The 19,931-nt window shown below is 71.7% G+C and carries 17 protein-coding genes and 1 pseudogene; 7 read left to right on the forward strand and 11 right to left on the reverse strand.

Annotation, left to right across the window (positions count from 1 at the left end; all coding sequences use genetic code 11):
- Positions 1 to 97: 97 nt before the first annotated feature.
- Positions 98 to 1,849 (reverse strand): BACON domain-containing protein, encoded by a 1,752-nt coding sequence (locus ACFF45_RS30670; RefSeq protein ID WP_381350026.1) that lies wholly within the window; start codon positions 1,847 to 1,849, stop codon positions 98 to 100.
- A 394-nt stretch (positions 1,850 to 2,243) separates the two neighbouring features.
- On the opposite strand from ACFF45_RS30670, the gene radA reads away from it, so the two are divergent.
- On the forward strand, positions 2,244 to 3,653 hold the full coding sequence (radA, locus tag ACFF45_RS30675) for a DNA repair protein RadA (protein WP_381350027.1): 1,410 nt from the start codon (positions 2,244 to 2,246) through the stop codon (positions 3,651 to 3,653).
- Positions 3,654 to 3,733: 80 nt separating this feature from the next.
- Positions 3,734 to 4,858 carry a DNA integrity scanning diadenylate cyclase DisA gene (disA, locus tag ACFF45_RS30680; RefSeq protein WP_381350028.1) on the forward strand — a complete coding sequence of 375 codons (1,125 nt, stop codon included), beginning with the start codon at positions 3,734 to 3,736 and terminating at the stop codon, positions 4,856 to 4,858.
- Positions 4,859 to 5,156: 298 nt separating this feature from the next.
- Here disA and ACFF45_RS30685 read toward each other — a convergent pair whose 3' ends face one another.
- Positions 5,157 to 6,011, reverse strand: a complete 855-nt coding sequence (locus ACFF45_RS30685; protein WP_381350030.1) for a hypothetical protein — start codon at positions 6,009 to 6,011, stop codon at positions 5,157 to 5,159.
- Positions 6,012 to 6,259: 248 nt separating this feature from the next.
- Here ACFF45_RS30685 and ACFF45_RS30690 point away from each other — a divergent pair, with 248 nt between their 5' ends.
- Both ACFF45_RS30690 and ACFF45_RS30695 read left to right on the forward strand, forming a co-directional pair.
- Entirely contained in the window at positions 6,260 to 7,195 is a 936-nt protein-coding gene (locus tag ACFF45_RS30690) for an HhH-GPD family protein (RefSeq protein WP_381350031.1), read from the forward strand.
- Between the two features lie 383 nt (positions 7,196 to 7,578).
- Positions 7,579 to 8,012: pseudogene (locus ACFF45_RS30695) on the forward strand (SigE family RNA polymerase sigma factor); the annotation flags it as partial.
- A gap of 102 nt (positions 8,013 to 8,114) precedes the next feature.
- Here ACFF45_RS30695 and ACFF45_RS30700 read toward each other — a convergent pair.
- Entirely contained in the window at positions 8,115 to 8,549 is a 435-nt protein-coding gene (locus ACFF45_RS30700) for a helix-turn-helix transcriptional regulator (RefSeq protein WP_381350032.1), read from the reverse strand.
- Positions 8,550 to 8,654: 105 nt separating this feature from the next.
- The gene (locus ACFF45_RS30705; protein ID WP_381350034.1) at positions 8,655 to 10,211 is read right to left on the reverse strand and encodes an MDR family MFS transporter; all 1,557 of its coding nucleotides are present in this window, start codon (positions 10,209 to 10,211) and stop codon (positions 8,655 to 8,657) included.
- Positions 10,212 to 10,351: 140 nt separating this feature from the next.
- On the opposite strand from ACFF45_RS30705, the gene ACFF45_RS30710 reads away from it, so the two are divergent.
- The gene (locus tag ACFF45_RS30710; RefSeq protein ID WP_381350035.1) at positions 10,352 to 10,942 is read left to right on the forward strand and encodes a TetR/AcrR family transcriptional regulator; all 591 of its coding nucleotides are present in this window, start codon (positions 10,352 to 10,354) and stop codon (positions 10,940 to 10,942) included.
- A 42-nt stretch (positions 10,943 to 10,984) separates the two neighbouring features.
- On the opposite strand, the gene ACFF45_RS30715 is transcribed toward ACFF45_RS30710, so the two are convergent.
- Entirely contained in the window at positions 10,985 to 11,656 is a 672-nt protein-coding gene (locus tag ACFF45_RS30715; RefSeq protein WP_381350036.1) for a M23 family metallopeptidase, read from the reverse strand.
- A 742-nt stretch (positions 11,657 to 12,398) separates the two neighbouring features.
- Between ACFF45_RS30715 and ACFF45_RS30720 the strand changes: the two genes are divergently transcribed.
- Positions 12,399 to 13,034, forward strand: a complete 636-nt coding sequence (locus ACFF45_RS30720; RefSeq protein ID WP_381350037.1) for an HAD family acid phosphatase — start codon at positions 12,399 to 12,401, stop codon at positions 13,032 to 13,034.
- A gap of 64 nt (positions 13,035 to 13,098) precedes the next feature.
- On the opposite strand, the gene ACFF45_RS30725 is transcribed toward ACFF45_RS30720, so the two are convergent.
- Positions 13,099 to 15,624, reverse strand: coding sequence for an ATP-dependent Clp protease ATP-binding subunit (locus ACFF45_RS30725; protein ID WP_381350038.1), 2,526 nt, complete (start codon positions 15,622 to 15,624; stop codon positions 13,099 to 13,101).
- 442 nt (positions 15,625 to 16,066) lie between these two features.
- Here ACFF45_RS30725 and ACFF45_RS30730 point away from each other — a divergent pair, with 442 nt between their 5' ends.
- Positions 16,067 to 16,702 (forward strand): SCO3374 family protein, encoded by a 636-nt coding sequence (locus tag ACFF45_RS30730; protein WP_381350040.1) that lies wholly within the window; start codon positions 16,067 to 16,069, stop codon positions 16,700 to 16,702.
- Here ACFF45_RS30730 and ACFF45_RS30735 read toward each other — a convergent pair.
- The 5 genes from ACFF45_RS30735 to ACFF45_RS30755 form a co-directional block, all read right to left on the reverse strand.
- Positions 16,681 to 17,016 (reverse strand): histone-like nucleoid-structuring protein Lsr2, encoded by a 336-nt coding sequence (locus ACFF45_RS30735; protein WP_381350042.1) that lies wholly within the window; start codon positions 17,014 to 17,016, stop codon positions 16,681 to 16,683. The genes ACFF45_RS30730 and ACFF45_RS30735 overlap by 22 nt on opposite strands.
- Positions 17,017 to 17,449: 433 nt before the next feature.
- Positions 17,450 to 17,998, reverse strand: coding sequence for an amino-acid N-acetyltransferase (locus ACFF45_RS30740; RefSeq protein WP_381350044.1), 549 nt, complete (start codon positions 17,996 to 17,998; stop codon positions 17,450 to 17,452).
- A 9-nt stretch (positions 17,999 to 18,007) separates the two neighbouring features.
- On the reverse strand, positions 18,008 to 18,649 hold the full coding sequence (locus ACFF45_RS30745; protein ID WP_381350045.1) for a BlaI/MecI/CopY family transcriptional regulator: 642 nt from the start codon (positions 18,647 to 18,649) through the stop codon (positions 18,008 to 18,010).
- 129 nt (positions 18,650 to 18,778) lie between these two features.
- The gene (locus ACFF45_RS30750; protein ID WP_381350047.1) at positions 18,779 to 18,961 is read right to left on the reverse strand and encodes a hypothetical protein; all 183 of its coding nucleotides are present in this window, start codon (positions 18,959 to 18,961) and stop codon (positions 18,779 to 18,781) included.
- A gap of 17 nt (positions 18,962 to 18,978) precedes the next feature.
- Positions 18,979 to 19,692 (reverse strand): hypothetical protein, encoded by a 714-nt coding sequence (locus tag ACFF45_RS30755; RefSeq protein WP_381350048.1) that lies wholly within the window; start codon positions 19,690 to 19,692, stop codon positions 18,979 to 18,981.
- Positions 19,693 to 19,931 lie beyond the last annotated feature (239 nt).

Raw genomic sequence — 19,931 nt, forward strand, 5'->3', positions numbered from 1 at the left:
CCGGCCGTCGCGCAGGCCCGTCGGCCGTCGCGAAAGCGCTTACCGGAACCCGTGTCAGCGGCGAGACAGGGCCTGATACTGCGAGACCGTTGCAGTACTAAGGCGTGCCGGGGTTCGGGGCGCCGCCGTCATCGCCGGGTGGGGGCACCGGGCTTTCCGGGGCGGACGGGTTGGACGCGCTGGGGGTGGGTTCGGGGCCGGGCGGTGTGGCCGGGCCGCTCGGCGTGGGGTCGGGCGGGGCGGGCGTCGTGGGTGACGGGTCGGGGCCGGGAGAGGGCGGCTGACCGGGGTCGACCGGAGTGCTGGGCCGGGGGTCCGGGGCGGGACCCGGGCCGGGGTCGGACGGGGCGGCCGCGCTGCCGTACCCCTGGATGGAGACGATCGCGGCGGGTGAGACCGCCACCCGCGCGCTCCAGTACCCGGACGGCTCGCGCAGCTGGTCGACGTACACCTTGATCGTCAACGTCTGGCCGGGGCGGAGGGTTCCCGAGGACCGGCTCAGGTAGAGCCAGGAGGCGCTCGTGCTCGCGGACCAGCGGACGGGGGCGGAGCCGGAGGCGGTCAGGGTGATGAGGGTGGTGTCGCCGCTGTTGTCCGCGGCCACCCGGAGCCGGCCCGGGCCCGTGCGGCCCGCCCCGGCGACGCTGATGACCTCGACGGACACGTCCGGCCTGTTGCCCATGGAGAAACGCGCGCCGGAGCCGGCGTTGCCCGCGTTCTCGTAGCCGCCGCTCGCTCTCTCGCCGTCCAGGACGCCGGGGCCGTCGTCCCGGCCGGCGGTGGCCCCGCGGCCGTCCCCGCCCTCGTCGCCCGGCCCGCCCCGGTAGGCGGACCACAGGGCGAGTACCGGGGCGGCCACCACGGTGGCGACGACGGTCGTGGTGACCGCACGCGCGCGCAGGCGGGCTCTTCGGGCGGCGCGGTCCTTGGGGCCCATCGGGAAGCCGCGCCGGTCGAAGCGGGGCGCGGTGGCCCGCGCGCGCGGGTGGTGCGCCATGGCCATGTGCAGCGCCGCGCGGGGCGCCTCCAGGACGGGCAGCTGGGCGGGGGTCGGGTCGGCGCCGGGCCATTGCCCCGGCAGCGCGCGCTCGGCGGTGCGGCGGCAGCGGGGGCAGTCGTCGACGTGCCGGACCAGTTCCCGGCGCAGGGCGGTGCTGAGCACCAGCCGGTGGTCGCCGGTGAGGCGGGCGACGCTCGGGCACCCGCCGGTCTCCACGACGGCGAGGGCCGCGCGGGTGCGTTCGACCTCGCAGGCGGCGGAGGCGAGCAGGTCGCGGGCGGCGGCCAGGTCCATGCCGAGGACGGCGGCCACCTCGTGGGCGGCCAGCTGGTGGCGTACGGCCAGTTCGAGCGCCTCGCGCTGCTCGGGGGTGGTGCCGGCGGCCTCCGGCCAGGCCAGCAGGGCGAGTTCGCGGCGGCGCCGTTCCTGCTCCTGCTCGGAGACGGGAGGGGTGCCGGGAGGGGTGCCGGGCCGGGTACCGCGCTCGCGCTCGGTGGCGGAGCGGCCGGCCGCGTGGGCGGCCTGACGTTTCTGCTTGGCCTCGGCCAGCTTGCACAGGCACGCCCAGCGGGCCAGCGCGTACAGCCAGGCCCTGCGGTCACCGGCGGCCTGCGGGGCGCGCTGGGCGCGGCGCTCGGCGAGCGCGAGGACCCCGCCCAGGGCGGCGGTGGCCGCGTCGTGGTCGCACAGCACGGACAGGCAGTACGTGAACAGGCCGTCCACGTAGGGCTCGTAGCGCGCGGGCGGACGCTGCACCAAGGTGCGCGCCGCAGCGCGGTCACGCGTCTCGCGGCGGGCACGGTGTGCGCCGGTGGTGCGGGTCATGGTGTCCGGGCTGCTGCTCATCACCCGGCGACCGTAGGCGGCGGGGAGTGGCGGCTTCTGCCCCGTTGAGCACTTTTAATCCATACGGGTGAAACGATCCCTCATAAGGGGACAGGGCTCTCCCCTGAGCGGCCGTTGCGTGACGGGGCGGCCGGTCCGGGGCGCGTGCGGGCGCGCGGGCGGGCGCGGGCGGGAGGGTCGGCGCCGGGGCGCCGGGCGTGACACAGGGGGCAGCGGCGGGGCCCGGCCCGGGGTCCCGGGCGCCGAAGTGCGGGCCACGGCCTTCGCGACACAAGGACAGCGGCGGAACCCGGCTCGGGCGGAACCTGGAGGGCGGAACCCGGCTCGGGCGGGGCCCGAGGCGCCGGTGTGCGGGGCCACGGCCCCGGCTGTCAGTGCCGGCGGCTACGGTTTCGTCATGGCTGCCCGTACGAAGACCTCCAAGGACCGACCGTCCTACCGCTGCACCGAGTGCGGCTGGCAGACGGCCAAGTGGCTCGGCCGGTGCCCGGAGTGCCAGGCCTGGGGGACGATCGAGGAGTACGGCGCGCCCGCGGTGCGGACCACGACGCCGGGGCGCGTCACGACGTCCGCGCTGCCCATCAGGCAGGTCGACGGGCGTCAGGCGACGGCCCGTTCGACCGGTGTGCCCGAGCTGGACCGGGTGCTCGGCGGCGGCCTCGTGCCCGGTGCGGTGGTGCTGCTCGCGGGCGAGCCCGGCGTCGGCAAGTCGACGCTGCTGCTGGACGTGGCGGCCAAGTCGGCGAGCGACGAGCACCCCACCCTCTACGTGACCGGCGAGGAGTCGGCCAGCCAGGTCCGGCTGCGGGCCGACCGCATCGGCGCCCTGCACGACCACCTCTACCTCGCCGCCGAGACCGACCTGTCCGCCGTGCTCGGCCACTTGGACGCGGTGAAGCCGTCGCTGCTCATCATGGACTCGGTGCAGACGGTGGCCTCCCCGGAGATCGACGGCGCGCCCGGCGGCATGGCCCAGGTCCGCGAGGTGGCCGGCGCCCTGATCCGCGCCTCCAAGGAACGCGGCATGTCGACCCTCCTGGTCGGTCATGTCACCAAGGACGGCGCGATCGCGGGCCCCCGCCTCCTGGAGCACCTGGTCGACGTCGTCCTGCACTTCGAGGGCGACCGCCACGCGCGCCTGCGGCTCGTGCGGGGCGTCAAGAACCGCTACGGCGCGACGGACGAGGTCGGCTGCTTCGAGCTGCACGACGAGGGCATCACCGGCCTGGCCGACCCGAGCGGACTCTTCCTGACCCGCCGTGCCGAACCGGTCCCGGGCACCTGTCTGACCGTCACCCTGGAGGGCCGCCGCCCGCTGGTGGCCGAGGTGCAGGCGCTGACGGTCGACTCCCAGATCCCCTCCCCGCGCCGTACGACGTCCGGCCTGGAGACCTCCCGCGTCTCGATGATGCTCGCGGTGCTGGAGCAGCGCGGCCGGATCAGCGCCCTGGGCAAGCGGGACATCTACTCCGCGACGGTCGGCGGGGTGAAGCTCTCCGAACCGGCCGCGGACCTCGCCGTCGCCCTCGCCCTGGCCTCCGCCGCCAGCGACACCCCGCTGCCGAAGAACCTGGTCGCGATCGGTGAGGTCGGCCTCGCGGGCGAGGTGAGACGGGTCACCGGCGTGCAGCGCAGACTCGCGGAGGCGCACCGGCTGGGCTTCACGCACGCCCTCGTACCGGGCGACCCTGGCAAGGTTCCGGCCGGTATGAAGGTCCTGGAAGTCGCGGACATAGGGGACGCCCTGAGGGTGCTGCCGCGCTCCCGTCGCCGAGAGGCCCCGCAGGACGCGGAGGACCGCCGGTAGACTTTGCCCTGGTCTCGCCCGTCCGTACGAACCGAGTGCGGATCCGGGAGCGCCCCAGAACCTGCGACCGGAGGAGTGCAGTGGCAGCCAACGACCGGGCAGCAGCTCCCGGAAAGTCCGGTGGGAGTGCCGGTTCCGATGGCCTGATGCGCGCCTCCCTGAGCGCCGTGGCACCCGGCACACCCCTGCGCGACGGGCTGGAGCGGGTCCTGCGCGGCAACACCGGCGGCCTGATCGTGCTCGGCTCCGACAAGACCGTCGAAGCCATGTGCACGGGTGGATTCGTCCTGGACGTCGAGTTCACCGCGACCCGGCTGCGCGAGCTGTGCAAGCTGGACGGCGGCATCGTGCTCTCCTCCGACCTGTCGAAGATTCTGCGGGCGGGCGTCCAGCTGGTCCCCGACCCCACGATCCCGACCGAGGAGACCGGCACCCGGCACCGCACGGCCGACCGGGTCAGCAAGCAGGTCGGCTTCCCGGTGGTCTCGGTCTCCCAGTCCATGCGGCTGATCGCCCTTTACGTCGACGGCCAGCGCCGCGTCCTGGAGGACTCCGCGGCGATCCTGTCCCGCGCCAACCAGGCCCTCGCCACCCTGGAGCGCTACAAGCTCCGCCTGGACGAGGTCGCGGGCACGCTGTCCGCGCTGGAGATCGAGGACCTGGTGACGGTCCGGGACGTCTCGGCGGTGTCACAGCGGCTGGAGATGGTGCGCCGGATCGCCACCGAGATCGCCGAGTACGTGGTGGAGCTGGGCACCGACGGACGTCTGCTCGCGCTCCAGCTGGACGAGTTGATCGCGGGCGTGGAGCCCGAGCGGGAGCTGGTGGTGCGGGACTACGTGCCCGAGCCCACCGCCAAACGCTCCCGCACGGTGGACGAGGCGCTGGCCGAGCTGGACGCGCTCAGCCACGCCGAGCTGCTCGAACTGGCCACGGTGGCGCGGGCGCTGGGTTACACCGGCTCCCCCGAGGCCCTCGACTCCGCGGTCTCGCCGCGCGGCTTCCGGCTGCTGGCCAAGGTGCCGCGGCTGCCGGGCGCCATCATCGACCGGCTGGTGGAGCACTTCGGCGGGCTGCAGAAGCTGCTCGCCGCGAGCGTGGACGACCTCCAGACCGTGGACGGCGTGGGCGAGGCCCGGGCGCGCAGCGTGCGCGAGGGTCTGTCGCGGCTGGCGGAGTCGTCGATCCTGGAGCGGTACGTCTAGCGGTCATCCGAGGCGTCGGATCTGGAGCGGTACGTCCACCGGTCATCCGAGGCGTCGGACCCGAAACGGTACGTCCACCGGCGATCCGAGGCATCGGACCCGAAGCGGTACGTCCGCAGGGTCGGGGTTCCGCCTAGCGCCGCGGCAGGCAACGTTCGCCCGTGGCGGAGCGGCGTCCGGTGCGTGCTCTCGGCGTGCCGGCCGGAAGCCCTCGTACGGGACGTACTCGGGCTTTCGTCCGGTGCGGCGAGAGTGCGTGCCGGGCGTCACGACGGGGCGAACGTTGCCTGCCGCGGCACTAGTCGGCGTCGAGCACGAACGACGTCCGCAGCGTGCCGAACCCGGCCGCCCTGCCCTCCAGCAGATACGTCCCCGGCTTGGCCGACCCCGCCGGAGGCGTCCCGCACTCCGGGGCGCTCGGCCGGCGGTCCCACTCCACGGTGTAGGTGATGCCGCTTCCCGCCGGCACCCGGAACAGCAGGCTCGCGGCGCCCTTGGGGCAGTCGGCCGACGACCAGTACGTGTCGTCGTCGCTCGCGGCCTGAGTGACCGTCAGCACCGCGCGCCTGGGCCCGAGGTCGACCTTGCAGTCGCTGCCGGAGGTGTTCCTCGCGGTCAGCCGGAACTCGGGCGTCTCGTCGGGCGAGTACGCGTTGCGCACACTGCGCAGGGTCAACGTGACCGCGTTCGCAGAGCAGTTGGGCAGCGAGGACCCGGCCGGCAGCGCGTCGCCCGTACCGACACCGGCGCCGGAGCCGACCGCGCCCGTACCGCCGGCGCCGGAACCGTCCGATCCGTCCGAGCCGCCGGTGTCCTCCGCGCCCGTGCCGGAGCCGTCCGCCGTACCGTCGCCGGACCCGTCCTGTCCACCGTCGCCGACGCCGCCGCCGGTGCCCTCGTCGCCCGACTCGTCGCGCCCGCCCGGCGCTTCGGTGATCGCGGGCCCGGAACCGGACGGTCCCGGCGTGATGGAGGGCGCGGGATTCTTGCCGTCGGAGCCGTTCGCGCCGTTGTCGCTTCCGCCGCCGCCACCGGAGGTCACGATCCAGGTGACCAGCAGGGCCAGCAGGGCGACCACGGACAGCATGATCACCCTCCGTCGCCAGTAGATGGAGGAGGGAAGCGGCCCGACCGGATTGCGCAGAGATCCCACGGCGCAAACTGTACGAGAGATCCATGCGTTCACCGGCGCCACCCGCCGCCTGGAACACAACTTTTCCGGATCATCATTTCGGAAACGTCGCGCGACGGCCCGACAGTTGGGCGCGCCGGAGGTGAGCAGGGCGGGCGGGCGGTATGGGCGGCCGCGTCCCGCGCAGCTTTGGCCATGACCCGCCGCCCCGCGAAACGCTCCGCCGCAGCACGGCCGATCCGCATCGACGTGGCAGGATCGGAGGTGCCATGACTGCTCCCACGAAGCCCCAGCGCACCAGCCCCACCGAGGCCCCCTCCGGTTCCGCGCACGGAGAGCACCTCCACTCCCCCGTCATCGCCTGGTTCGACGAGCACGCGCGCGACCTGCCCTGGCGGCGGCCGGAGGCCGGCGCGTGGGGCGTGATGGTCAGCGAGTTCATGCTCCAGCAGACCCCGGTCAACCGCGTGCTGCCCGTCTACGAGCAGTGGCTGGCCCGCTGGCCGCGCCCCGCCGACCTCGCCAAGGAGGCCCCCGGCGAGGCCGTCCGCGCCTGGGGCCGGCTCGGCTACCCGCGCCGCGCCCTGCGCCTGCACGGCGCGGCCGTCGCCATAACGGAACGGCACGGCGGCGACGTACCGACCGACCACGCGCAGCTCCTCGCGCTGCCCGGCATCGGGGAGTACACCGCGGCGGCCGTGGCGTCGTTCGCGTACGGGCAGCGGCACGCCGTGCTCGACACCAACGTCCGCCGGGTGTTCGCGCGCGCGGTCACCGGCGTGCAGTACCCGCCCAACGCGACGACGGCCGCCGAGCGCAGGCTGGCGCGGGCGCTGCTGCCGGACGACGAGCGGATCGCCGCCCGCTGGGCCGCCGCCTCGATGGAGCTGGGCGCGCTGGTGTGCACGGCCAGGAACGAGGGCTGCCAGCGCTGCCCGATCGCCGCGCAGTGCGCGTGGCGGCTGGCGGGCAAGCCGGAGCACGAGGGCCCGCCGCGGCGAGGCCAGACGTACGCCGGCACGGACCGCCAGGTGCGCGGCAAGCTCCTCGCGGTGCTGCGCGAGGCGCACGCGCCCGTCCCGCAGGCGCTCCTTGACCGCGTGTGGCACGAGCCGGTCCAGCGCGCCCGGGCCCTGGACGGCCTGGTCGCCGACGGCCTGGTGGAGCCGCTGCCGGGTGGGCTGTACCGGCTGCCGCTGGGCTGACCCACCACGGGATCACGGCGGCACCGCCCACCACGGCACACAGGGCGGCACGGCGCCACCGCCGACGCGCACGGTGGCGGCTCGGCGCCACCGCCAACCCGGCGCGCACGGCGGCGGCTCGGCGTCGGCCCCGGCGCCACCGCCGCCCCGGCGCACAGCCGTGCCACAGCGCAGGCCCTCCCTCGAACCCCCCAATCAACCCGTGCCCGACCCGCCAGGCCTGCACTTTGCGCCGTTCCGTCCTTCCGTTACACAACCGACGGACAGCCGAGCGTTCACCGCAGGCTGCTCCGCACAGCCTCGTGACAACGCCTCCGTAGCTTCGTTTCCGTGCCCGACAGCGGGGCGCGGCTACAGGGAAACGGGGATGGAGGCGGTTGATCATGGCGCAGGGTGACGTGGGCGAGGTGCTCGGGTTCGAGGAGTACGTCCGCACCCGGCAGGACGCGCTGCTGCGCAGCGCCCGCCGGCTGGTCCCGGACCCCGTCGACGCCCAGGACCTGCTCCAGACGGCGCCGGCCCGGACGTACGGACGCTGGGACGGCATGGCCGACCAGCGGCTGGCGGACGCCTACCTGCGCCGGGTCGTGATCAACACGCGGACCGGGTGGTGGCGGGCGCGCGCAAGCTGGAGGAGGTGCCCACCGGGCAGCTCCCGGAGGCGTGCGTGGAGGACTCCGCGGAGCAGCACGCGGACCGTGCGCCGCTGATGGACGTCCTGCGCGTGCCGGCCCCCAAGCAGCGCAGCGTGGTCGTGCTGCGACACGGGGAGCCGAGCTTCTCGGTGAAGAAGGCCTTGGTGCGCTGCTGGTCGACGGTCCATCCGGTGGTGATGCTGGTGATGCCCAGGCCGGTGATCATGGCTCTGCCCTCCCGCGTCGGGTAACGGCTCGTGCCGTCACCGTAGGCAGGGCACGGCTCAGGGCGCTGCTCCGGAATCGCGGTCGTGGCCGGCGGGCCCGCGGCAGGGGAATCCGCCGGCCCACAGCAGCGCGTAGCAGCCGGGTATCGGAGCCGCGCCGCTGCCGACGTACCGGGTCCGGTACTGGCTCGGGGTCAGCCCGGTCCGGGTCTCGAAGCGGGCCGAGAAGGTGCCGAGGCTGCTGAAGCCGACCAGGTGGCAGATCTCCGTGACGGTGAGGTCGGCGGCGCGCAGCAACTCCTCGGCCCGTTCGATCCGGCGATGGGTGAGGTACTGGCCGGGTGTCTCGCCGTAGGCCTCCTTGAAGGCGCGGACGACGTGGTGGCGCGAGTACCGCGCGTGCGCGGCGACCACGTCCAGGTCGAGTGCGGGGTCGGCCCAGTCGCGGTCCATCGCGTCCTTCGCCGGCCGCAGCTGACGCAACCTGTCCATGCGCCGATGGTGACACGGGGCACTGACACCGCCCCCGCACCCGGTCCGGCAGGCACCGCCGCCCGCACCGCTCCGGCACGGACGGCCACGCCCGCCGCACTCCGCTCAGACGGTCTCGCCCACCGGCGTCACCGTCGCCGCGCCGGGCCCCGCGTCGTCCTTCGCCTGCGGCCCCGCCCCCCTCAGCGGTACCTCCTTCACGAACACCGCCGCGATCAGCGCCGCCACGGCCACCGCGGCGCCCAGCAGGAACGCGCCGTGCGAGCCCGCGGACACCGCGTGCTGGTACGCCTCCCGGGCCGCCGCCGGCAGCTCGGCCAGGCTCGCGGCGTCCAGCTGGGCGGACTGCTCGGTCACCCGGGAACCCAGTGCGCCGGCCCGCTCGGCCATGACGTCCTGCACCCGGTGGTTGAAGAGCGCGCCCATGATCGCGACGCCGAAGGAGGAGCCGAGGGTGCGGAAGAGGGTGCTGGAGGAGGACGCGACGCCTATGTCCTTCATCTCCACGCTGTTCTGCGCGACCAGCATCGTGATCTGCATCAGACAGCCCATGCCGAGCCCGAGCACGGCCATGTACACACCGGACGTCAGCCGCGAGGTCTCGGTGTCCATCAGGGACAGCAGGTACATCCCCACGACCAGGAGCACGCCGCCCACCACCGGGAACACCTTGTACCGCCCGGTCTGCGTGGTCACCCGCCCGGCCACCATCGAGGTGACGAGCATCGCGCCCAGCATCGGCAGCAGCAGCAGTCCGGAGTTGGTCGCGGACGCGCCCTGCACCGACTGCTGGTAGAGCGGCAGGAAGAGGGTCGCGCCGAACATCACGAAGCCGACGACGAACCCGATGAAGGACATCAGCGTGAAGTTACGGCTGCGGAAGATGTGCAGCGGCAGGATCGGCTCGGCGGCGCGGGTCTGCCAGAACACGAACCCGGCCAGCGAGGCGACGCCGATCCCGATCAGCTCCATGATCACCGCCGACGTCCAGGCGTACTCCGTGCCGCCCCAGGTGGTGACCAGCACGATCGCGGTGATGCCGACGGTCAGCAGCGCGGCGCCCAGGAAGTCGATCCGGGCCTCGGACCGCTTCTTCGGCAGGTGCAGTACGGCACTGATGGCGACCAGCGCGACCGCGCCGAGCGGCAGGTTGATGTAGAAGGTCCAGCGCCAGCCCCAGTGGTCGGTGATGGTGCCGCCGACCAGCGGGCCACCGATCATCGCCAGCGCCATGACGGCGGCCATCATGCCCTGGTACCTGCCGCGCTCCCGGGGCGGTATCAGGTCGCCGATGATGGCCATGACGCCGACCATCAGCCCGCCCGCGCCCAGTCCCTGCACGGCCCGGAAGGCGATCAGCTGGCCCATGTCCTGGGCCATGCCGCTGAGCACCGAGCCGATCAGGAAGAGCACGATCGAGCTCAGGAAGACGCCCTTGCGTCCGTACATGTCGCCGAGCTTGCCCCAGATCGGGGTGGAGGCCGCGGTCGCCAGGGTGTACGACGTCACCACCCAGGACAGGTGCTCCAGACCGCCCAGTTCACCCACGATCGTCGGCATCGCCGTACCGATGATCATATTGTCGAGCATCGCGAGCATCATCGCGATCATGAGGGCGAGCAGGACGACCCGCACGCTCCTCGGTTGCTTCCCCTCGTCCACCGCGTTCCCCAAACTTACTTGCCGCCCGGCTAGTTACAGCGGGAACGTAGCTCGCCAACTAGCCGGGCGTCAAGTAAGTTTTTCTTGACCAGGAGTAGCCAGGATCACCGGAAAGCGGACCCACGAGGACGGGCGGCACGATGGACGGCAGCAAGCAGCGGCGGCGCGGAGACACCCGCCAGCGCATCCAGGACGTGGCCCTGGCCCTCTTCGTCGAACAGGGGTACGAGAAGACCTCCCTGCGGGAGATCGCCGAACGCCTCGACGTCACCAAGGCCGCGCTCTACTACCACTTCAAGACCAAGGAAGAGATCCTGGTCAGCATCTTCGACGACCTGATGCGGCCGATCGACGAGCTGATCGAGTGGGGCAGCCACCAGCCGCACACGGTGGAGACCAAGCAGCAGATCGTACGGCGTCACAGCGAACACCTCGCGGCCGCGGAGCCGTTGTTCCGCTTCATGCACGAGAATCAGGCGGCGGTACGGGAGTTGCGCATCGGCGACCCGTACAAGGAGCGCATGAGGGCCCTGCTCCGCATCATCATCGACCGGGACGCCACCCTGGCCGAGCAGATCCGCTGCGTGAGCGCCCTGTTCACCCTGCATGCCGGGATGGTGTTCGTGATGCGGGAACTCGAAGGCGACCCCGAGGAGAAGCGCGAAGCCATCCTGGAGGTCGCCGTCGACATGGTGACACAGGCGCACAGGGGTGCGGACCAGGTCACATAAGGCCGTGCCGGTTCCTGTTGGGCCATGTGGCCACCGGGGGGGTCAGAGCGAGACGCCCTTGGTGCGCAGGAAGGCGACCGGGTCGATCGCGGTGCCGTAGTTGGCGGTGGTGCGGATCTCGAAGTGCAGGTGCGGGCCGCTGGAGTTGCCGGTGTTGCCGGACAGGGCGATGCGCTGACCGGTGGCGACGACCTGGCCGGCCCGCACGTCGACGCGGGACAGGTGGGCGTACTGCGAGTAGGTCCCGTTGCCGTGCTTGATGACGACGGCGTTGCCGTACGCGGGACCGTCACCGGCGCCGTTGCCGCCGGCCTTGACGACGGTACCGCCGTGGGCGGCCACGACCCTGGTGCCGCCGGCCACGGCGAAGTCCTGCCCGCTGTGGGTGGACTGCCACATGCCGCCGGCCTGGGCGTAGCTGGCGCTCAGCCGGTAGCCCTGCACCGGGCTGACCCAGGAGGCGGCCTTCTTCGCGGCGGCCGACTTGGCGTTCGCCTGCTGGGCGGCGACCGCGGTGGCCGCCTTCGCCTGGGCCGCGGCCTGCGCCTCGACGGCGTGCGCGACACCGGTCGCGGCGGCGGCCGTAGGGGTGTTGGCGGCGGCCGCGACCCCGGCCCCCAGCACGACCGAGGCGCCGAGGCCGGCGGCCAGCACGGCCGCGCGGGTGCGGAGCTGGGACGTACGGGAAGAACGGGACGTGACACGCGTGAACATGCGGAACCTTACGGGACGGAGACAGGAGAACCGTCCGGCACGAAAGGCATCTGCCGGGCGGGCCATCCCTTGGTACCTGTCGGACCCATCAGCCCCAAAACGTGTGATCTACGACGGAAATTAGTATTTCCTGTCATAATCACGGTACTATTGACAGAGCACTCATCTGGGATAAATCCGCCCAAGTCCGCGCATGCGACGCATGATTACCGAGGTAAAAGTCCGTTTTGCCGTGATCGCCCTTACCACTACTCCGGCTAGTAACGGACAAATCGCCTGTGCGGCATGTCACCGACGGCCGAGATCCAACCAGCCCGGAATGTGACCGGCGCTACGCCGCCGCCCACGGCCAACAGGGGTGCGGGAAAGGCCGGGTGGACCCGTCCGCCGACGGCTCCGTGCGACGTACGTCACCAGCGCGGACCCCGTGCCCGGCGCGGGCCGCTCCGCCTGAGCGTGAAGGCGGCGGTCAACGAAGGACCTTGGGGCCGCTGGTGCGCGGCACGGCGGACCATTGGTGGGCGGACGTGGCGCGGATGACGGCGACCCATGCTCGAACCCGGTGAACACGCCTCGTTTCCGCGGCAGTTGGCGGCCTCCGTGGCCCGGCTCGGCGCAGCGTCCCGTGCACCTACCGTTCAGTAACCCTACGGTTCCTCCCGCGCCATCCTCGCGCACGAACATGCACACGACATGTCGGTCGCCGTACGCACCCCGTACGGACGTGAAGGGAACCCCCCGGATGACGAGACGACACCCCTGGGCGGGCCGCACCGCCGCCGCCGCCTCCGCCGCGGCCGCCCTCGTGGCCATCGCCGCCCCCGCCGAGGCCGCCACCACCACCGCCCCGGCCACCACGGCCACCACGGCCGCCGCCGCGGCGGACGTCGACTACGCCACCTGGCAGCGGGACTGCCGGGCCGTGATGGACCAGGCGCTGCCGTACCTCGAGCAGCGGGTCGACCGGACGTCGCCCGGCGAGAAGCAGGCGATCGTCTTCGACATCGACAACACCGCGCTGGAGACCGACTTCGGCTTCAGCTTCCCCCAGCCGGCCAACCAGCCCGTCCTGGAGGTCGCCGAGTACGCCCACGAGCACGGCGTCGACGTCTTCTTCGTCACCGCCCGCCCGGGCATCGTCCACGCGCCCACCGAGTGGAACCTGGAGCAGGCCGGCTACGAGGTCGACGGCCTCTACGTCCGCGGCTTCCTCGACCTCTTCAAGGACGTCGCCGCCTACAAGACGGCACAGCGCGCGGACATCGAGTCCAGGGGCTACACGATCATCGCCAACATCGGCAACAGCGCCACCGACCTGTCGGGCGGACACGCCGAGCAGACGTACAAGCTGCCGGACTACGACGGCCAGTTGTCCTGACCCGTCCGGCGGGCATGCGAAAGGGCCGGTGCCTCGATGGCACCGGCCCTCCACGCTGGCGGCGTTACGCGTCCTTGCTCAGGTTCGGACCCGCTCCGCCGGCCGCCTGCTCGATCGGCGGGACGTCCGGCAGCGCGGACTTCTCCTCACCGCGGAAGGTGAAGGTCTTGGCCTCACCCTCGCCCTCGGTGTCCACGACCACGATGTGGCCGGGGCGCAGCTCGCCGAAGAGGATCTTCTCCGACAGGGAGTCCTCGATCTCGCGCTGGATGGTCCGGCGCAGCGGCCGGGCGCCCAGCACGGGGTCGTAACCCTTCTGCGACAGCAGCTCCTTGGCGGACTGGGAGAGCTCGATGCCCATGTCCCGGTCCTTCAGGCGCTCGTCCACCTTGCCGACCATCAGGTCGACGATCCGCAGGATGTCGGCCTGGGTCAGCTGCGGGAAGACCACCACGTCGTCGACGCGGTTGAGGAACTCGGGCCGGAAGTGCTGCTTCAGCTCGTCCGAGACCTTGTTCTTCATGCGCTCGTAGTTGGTCTTCGTGTCACCCGCGGCGGCGAAGCCGAGGTTGAAGCCCTTGGAGATGTCCCGGGTGCCGAGGTTGGTCGTCATGATGATGACCGTGTTCTTGAAGTCCACGACCCGGCCCTGGGAGTCGGTCAGGCGACCGTCCTCCAGGATCTGCAGCAGCGAGTTGAAGATGTCCGGGTGGGCCTTCTCGACCTCGTCGAACAGGACCACCGAGAACGGCTTGCGGCGCACCTTCTCCGTCAGCTGGCCGCCCTCTTCGTAGCCCACGTAGCCGGGGGGCGAACCGAAGAGCCGCGAGACCGTGTGCTTCTCGCTGAACTCCGACATGTCGAGGGAGATCAGCGCGTCCTCGTCGCCGAAGAGGAACTCCGCGAGCGCCTTGGACAGCTCGGTCTTACCGACACCGGACGGACCGGCGAAGATGAACGAGCCACCCGGGCGCTTCGGGTCCTTCAGACCGGCGCGCGTACGGCGGATCGCCTTCGACAGCGCCTTGACGGCGTCGTCCTGGCCGATGACCCGCTTGTGCAGCTCCTCCTCCATGCGGAGCAGGCGGCTGGACTCCTCCTCGGTCAGCTTGAAGACCGGGATGCCGGTGGCCGTGGCGAGGACCTCGGCGATCAGCTCGCCGTCGACCTCGGCGACGACGTCCATGTCGCCGGCCTTCCACTCCTTCTCCCGCTTGGCCTTGGCGGCCAGGAGCTGCTTCTCCTTGTCGCGCAGGGAGGCGGCCTTCTCGAAGTCCTGCGAGTCGATCGCGGACTCCTTGTCCCGGCGCACGGCGGCGATCTTCTCGTCGAACTCGCGCAGGTCCGGCGGCGCGGTCATCCGGCGGATGCGCATCCGGGAACCGGCCTCGTCGATCAGGTCGATCGCCTTGTCCGGCAGGAAGCGGTCCGAGATGTACCGGTCGGCCAGCGTGGCGGCCTGGACCAGCGCCTCGTCGGTGATGGAGACGCGGTGGTGCGCCTCGTACCGGTCGCGCAGGCCCTTGAGGATCTCGATCGTGTGCGGCAGGGACGGCTCCGCGACCTGGATGGGCTGGAAGCGGCGCTCCAGGGCCGCGTCCTTCTCCAGGTGCTTGCGGTACTCGTCCAGCGTGGTCGCACCGATGGTCTGGAGCTCACCGCGGGCCAGCATCGGCTTCAGGATCGACGCCGCGTCGATGGCGCCCTCGGCGGCACCCGCCCCGACCAGCGTGTGCAGCTCGTCGATGAACAGGATGATGTCGCCGCGGGTGCGGATCTCCTTGAGCACCTTCTTCAGGCGCTCCTCGAAGTCACCGCGGTAGCGGGAGCCGGCGACCAGGGCGCCGAGGTCCAGGGTGTAGAGGTGCTTGTCCTTGAGGGTCTCGGGCACCTCGCCCTTGACGATGGCCTGGGCGAGGCCCTCCACGACGGCGGTCTTGCCGACGCCGGGCTCACCGATCAGGACCGGGTTGTTCTTGGTACGGCGGGACAGCACCTGCATGACCCGCTCGATCTCCTTCTCGCGCCCGATGACCGGGTCGAGCTTGGACTCACGAGCGGCCTGGGTGAGGTTCCGGCCGAACTGGTCGAGGACCAGGGACGTGGAGGGGGTGCCCTCGGCAGGACCGCCGGCGGTGGCGGTCTCCTTGCCCTGGTAACCGGAGAGCAGCTGGATCACCTGCTGCCGCACGCGGTTGAGATCAGCGCCCAGCTTGACCAGGACCTGGGCGGCGACGCCCTCGCCCTCGCGGATCAGGCCGAGCAGGATGTGCTCCGTGCCGATGTAGTTGTGGCCCAGCTGAAGGGCCTCGCGGAGCGACAGCTCCAGGACCTTCTTGGCACGGGGGGTGAAGGGGATGTGCCCGGACGGGGCCTGCTGGCCCTGGCCGATGATCTCCTCCACCTGCTGGCGGACCGCCTCGAGCGAAATCCCGAGGCTCTCAAGGGCCTTGGCGGCGACACCCTCACCCTCGTGGATCAGGCCCAGGAGGATGTGCTCGGTGCCGATGTAGTTGTGGTTGAGCATCCGGGCTTCTTCCTGAGCCAGGACGACAACCCGCCGCGCGCGGTCGGTGAACCTCTCGAACATCGTTAATCGCTCCTCAGAGCGGTCAGGCAGTGGGGGGAACTTCCCCTCCCTGTCCTTCCGCAGCTTAGTCCCGCAAGCGGGGACCGCTCATTCCAACTGCCGACACCGTCGATGGCCTCCTGACCCCGAACGCCGACATCTGCTCCAACCCGATGGTGCGAGACGATGTTCCCGCAGGCCAGGCAGTTACCCTCGCCATCAGTACGCCGATGGCGAACGTGAGACGGCCTTGCCTGCGTGTCGCCCCCTCCCACTAGGGATGTCTTACCCGCACGCACGGACAGTCCATGCCGCGCGCCCCCGTTCCCTCCGCTACGGGCGAACAACCTTGCGCCCTCCCACTCCCCCACACACCCCCACTTCCGCCACTCTGTGCGTCAGTGTCACCACCCAGCGTAACTCGAACGCTGTTTGGGCGGTTGCGCTTGGCATGGTTGGCGCGATGCCCGCGGTTCCGCTCCCCCGGCGCCCCCGCGATCCGGGCGAGGACATCCGGTGGTGGTACGAGCACGAACTGGGCTGGCCCACTCTGCCGGGCACCCCGCTCCACCTGTCGGTGGGCTCCCGCTTCGATGTCCTGGACGTACCGGCCGAAGCGGGCCTGGCCGGCCTGCGGCACCTGGCTCCGGCGTCTCCGGTGGCCGTCCAGGGTGACCGGATGCGGCTGCTGGTGGCGCCGGGGAGCGCGGAGGAGCTGCCGGGGGTGCTGGACTGGCTGGAGTGGGGGGGCCTGCGGCTGGATCTGCGGGTCGTCGGCGGGGAGGGCGACGGAGGGGCCGGGGGCGGGGCCGGGCGTGGGGGCGGCCGGATGCCGGCTCCCGTGCCGCCGGGCGGCGCCGTGGCCGGCCGGGCCGGTGCGGGCGCGGCCCCTGTCGGCGGCCGCTTTCCTCGGGGGGCCGCCGTATGGCTGCGGCCCCCCGAGCCGGGGTGCGAGGTCGAGGCCTCGCTGCCGACACTGTCGGCCATGGGGGGCGGTGGGGGCGCCCCCGATCTCGTACGGCTGGTGGACACGGTGGCCGCGTACTGCCACCGGATCCGGCTGCGACGCGCCTGCGTTCAGCCGTTGGCCTTCTCGTAAGCCTCGCGGATGGACGCGGGAACACGGCCACGGTCGTTGACCTCGTAACCGTTCTCCTTCGCCCAGGCGCGGATCGCAGCGGTGTCCTGGCTGCCGCCGGACACGGCGCGCACCTTTCCACGCCCACCGGAAGCACGGCCACCGGTACGCCGGCCGCCCTTCACATACGGGTCGAGAAGGCTGCGCAACTTGTCCGCATTGGTTGTCGTGAGATCGATCTCGTACGTCTTACCGTCCAGCGCGAACGTCACCGTCTCGTCCGCCTCGCCGCCGTCGAGGTCGTCGACAAGAAGGACCTGAACCTTCTGTGCCACCGGATTTCCTTTCATCGATAACGTTGAGGGCCGGGGTCTACGGCGTCCGCCCGTTTCGCCGCCCCCTGTTATATGCAGTACTGCAGTACGTCGGAAAGCAAACCGCTTTTGCTGGAAAAACACAAACCCCCGGGAGAGACCGACCGGCGGCCCAGGCCCAGAAACATGTGCGTTTCGGACATAGGGAACGAGGGCAGCGGGGCGGAGGCGAATACTTCGGGCACGTCATAGCCGCGGGCATAGCCCGGTCATAGGTGGGGTCCGGCCATAGGCGGGACCGGCCATAGGTGAGGCCCGGCCATAGGTGAGGGGATAGCCGAGGGCTTAGGCGCGGGCATACCGGCCGACATACCAGCGGGCATGTCCCCGCGCCCGGCTTCCCGGCATACCTCGGCGACATCCCTCTGGCATACTCATGGCAAACCCTCGGTGATCACAGATGCAGAAGCATCCGGCTGTTGCCCAAGGTGTTCGGTTTCACTCGTTCGAGGCCGAGGAACTCCGCGACGCCCTCGTCATAGGAACGCAGCAGCTCGGCGTAGACATCGGTGTCGACCGGCGTCTCCCCGATCTCCACGAAGCCGTGCCGACCGAAGAACTCCACTTCGAAGGTCAGGCAGAAAACCCGGCGAACACCCAGCCAGCGCGCGGTCTGCAACAGCTTCTCCAGCAGCTGGTGGCCGACGCCGGCGCCCTTGAGGCCGGGCTTCACGGCCAGGGTGCGGACTTCCGCCAGGTCTTCCCACATCACGTGCAGTGCGCCGCAGCCGACCACCTCGGCGTTGTCGTCCCGTTCCGCGACCCAGAACTCCTGGATGTCCTCGTAAAGCGTCACCGTCGCTTTGTCGAGCAGGATGCCGCCGCGGACGTAGGCGTCGAGGAGCCGGCGGACGGCGGGGACATCGCTGGTCCGGGCCCGGCGGACGGTGAGGGCTTTAGCGGTGACTTCGGGGTTCTCGGCGGAGGGGGTCTGCGCGGACATGAGCGGACGCTATCGCCCGGGGGACTCCGGGGCGGAGCCGGGGTTCTCGGTAGGGGTGCCCAGGGGGGTGGCGGTGGGGTTGCCTGGGGGGTTCTCGGGGGGGTTCTCGGGGGGGTTGCTTGTGGGGTTCTCGGGAGGGGTGCGTGTGGGGTTCTCGGGAGGGGTGCCGGTGGAGTTGTGCGTGGGGTTCTGGGGAGGGGTATCGGGGCGGGCATTCGCGCCTTCGGCGCGTTCGACGCTCTTGACGGGCCGGGCGCGGGGGGGCGCTTCGGGGGTGTGTTCGCGGGTTTCCGGGACGCCCACGATGCGTACCGCGTCCCGCAGGGCCTGGCGCTGTTCCTCGCTCATCATGCCGAAGAAGGCGACCAGCGCGGCCGCGGCGTTGTCGCTCTGCGACCAGGCGTCGTTCATCAGGGCCGCGGCGTAGGCGGCGCGGGTGGAGACCGCCTCATATCGATAGGCCCGGCCTTCCGCCTCGCGGCGCACCCAGCCCTTCTGATGGAGATTGTCCAGGACGGTCATCACCGTGGTGTAGGCGATGGACCGTTCCCGCTGGAGGTCTTCCAGGACTTCCCGAACGGTCACCGGGCGGTTCCACTTCCACACCCGCGTCATGACCGCGTCTTCGAGTTCTCCCAAGGGGCGAGGCACAGCTCAGCACAATAGTGGGAGATCCTGGCTACCGCGTGCCGGACTGGCACTTTTTGGATAAACAGGGACAAGAAGGGCGTACGACTCGCAGAGGGGAGTCATACGCCGCTGGGGCTGCCGTCCGTGCCGTCAGGCGTCCGAGCCTGGCGTGGAGGGGTGTCGCGGCCCCTCCGCGCGAGCAAGGGCGGCGTCGACGGCCGCGTCCTCCTTGGCCTTGTTGGCGCCGCCCTGGGTCTTCACGATCACCCGGATCACGCCGATGAAGAACGCGGCCATGACGGCCGGGGGGAGCAGCGCGGAGACGTAGTCCATGGGTCCAGGGTAGGGCTTCAGACTGCCGCGAGGTGCTGTGGGGGGCGCGGGGAGGGCCGGGAGGCCTGGGAGGGCTGGGAGGCCTGGGAGGGCTGGGAGGCCTGGGAGGGCTGGGAGGGCTGGGAGGGCTGGGAGGGTTTGCGGCGGGGGAAGACCTCGCCCGGAGTGGGGACGGGGCGGCGGGTGGGGCTGGGGGTGGGGGCCGGGGAAGGGTGTGCGGGCTTTTCTGTCGGGGTTCTCTCCGGCTTCTGGGGCGGTTTCGCGGGCTGGTCCTCGGTCGTGTCGGGCCGCTCGCCCTGGAGGGCGACCAGGTGCGATCGGGACGCCGGGACGAGGGGGGTGGTGGCGGCGGCCGAGGTGCCGCGGGTGAGGCGGGTGCGGAGGTCGCGTTCGGCGAGCGCCTGGCAGTGGGTGAGGAGGGCGGCGGCAGTGGGGTTGCCGCGGAGGGCGCGCAGGGCGGCCAGGTCGTCGGGGTGGGGGTGGTGACCGGCGCGCAGCACCTCCTCCAGGAGCGTGAGGTAGCCGGCCGCGGTGCCGGGGAGGGCGGCACGATAGCGGGCCAGGTCGGCCAGGAGGAAGGCCCGCAGGCGGGCGCCCTCGCGCATCGCCTCGTCGAGCGACTCGGCCAGGCGGTGACAGTCCTGGACGTCCTCGGCCGAGGGCCGGCCGGGGTGGAGGGCGAGGGCGAGAGCGCGGCGGAGCACACGCAGCTCCGCCGCGCCGAACGCCATGCCGCCGCGGGATCCGTAGGGCGTGGGCATGGGGTGACGATACGCGCTAATCAGACAAACCTGGCTGTGTGGGGTGGGTGTGGCGTGGGGTGACACTCGGGTGGTGGGGGTGGGTGTGGCGTGGGGTGACACTCGGGTGGTGGGGGTGGGTGCCTGCGGCGGCCCGCGCGGGTTCGGGGGGCTTGCTGTAGCGCTGCCGGCCGGTGGGTGGGTCGGGGCCGCGCCGGGGGGTGTCCGTC

It is taken from the genome of Streptomyces cinereospinus, from assembly GCF_042430725.1.
In the GTDB taxonomy this organism is placed as follows: Bacteria; Actinomycetota; Actinomycetes; order Streptomycetales; family Streptomycetaceae; genus Streptomyces; species Streptomyces cinereospinus.

Bases quoted from the DNA above. Each gene is read 5' to 3' on its own strand.
- ACFF45_RS30700 (WP_381350032.1), bottom strand. From the start codon at position 8,549: ATGGACAGGTTGCGTCAGCTGCGGCCGGCGAAGGACGCGATGGACCGC.
- ACFF45_RS30730 (WP_381350040.1), top strand. From the start codon at position 16,067: ATGCCCGCGGTTCCGCTCCCCCGGCGCCCCCGCGATCCGGGCGAGGAC.
- ACFF45_RS30710 (WP_381350035.1), top strand. From the start codon at position 10,352: ATGGACGGCAGCAAGCAGCGGCGGCGCGGAGACACCCGCCAGCGCATC.
- ACFF45_RS30715 (WP_381350036.1), bottom strand. From the start codon at position 11,656: ATGTTCACGCGTGTCACGTCCCGTTCTTCCCGTACGTCCCAGCTCCGC.
- radA (WP_381350027.1), top strand. From the start codon at position 2,244: ATGGCTGCCCGTACGAAGACCTCCAAGGACCGACCGTCCTACCGCTGC.
- ACFF45_RS30725 (WP_381350038.1), bottom strand. From the start codon at position 15,624: ATGTTCGAGAGGTTCACCGACCGCGCGCGGCGGGTTGTCGTCCTGGCT.
- ACFF45_RS30755 (WP_381350048.1), bottom strand. From the start codon at position 19,692: ATGGCGTTCGGCGCGGCGGAGCTGCGTGTGCTCCGCCGCGCTCTCGCC.
- ACFF45_RS30750 (WP_381350047.1), bottom strand. From the start codon at position 18,961: ATGGACTACGTCTCCGCGCTGCTCCCCCCGGCCGTCATGGCCGCGTTC.
- ACFF45_RS30720 (WP_381350037.1), top strand. From the start codon at position 12,399: ATGACGAGACGACACCCCTGGGCGGGCCGCACCGCCGCCGCCGCCTCC.
- ACFF45_RS30690 (WP_381350031.1), top strand. From the start codon at position 6,260: ATGACTGCTCCCACGAAGCCCCAGCGCACCAGCCCCACCGAGGCCCCC.
- ACFF45_RS30740 (WP_381350044.1), bottom strand. From the start codon at position 17,998: ATGTCCGCGCAGACCCCCTCCGCCGAGAACCCCGAAGTCACCGCTAAA.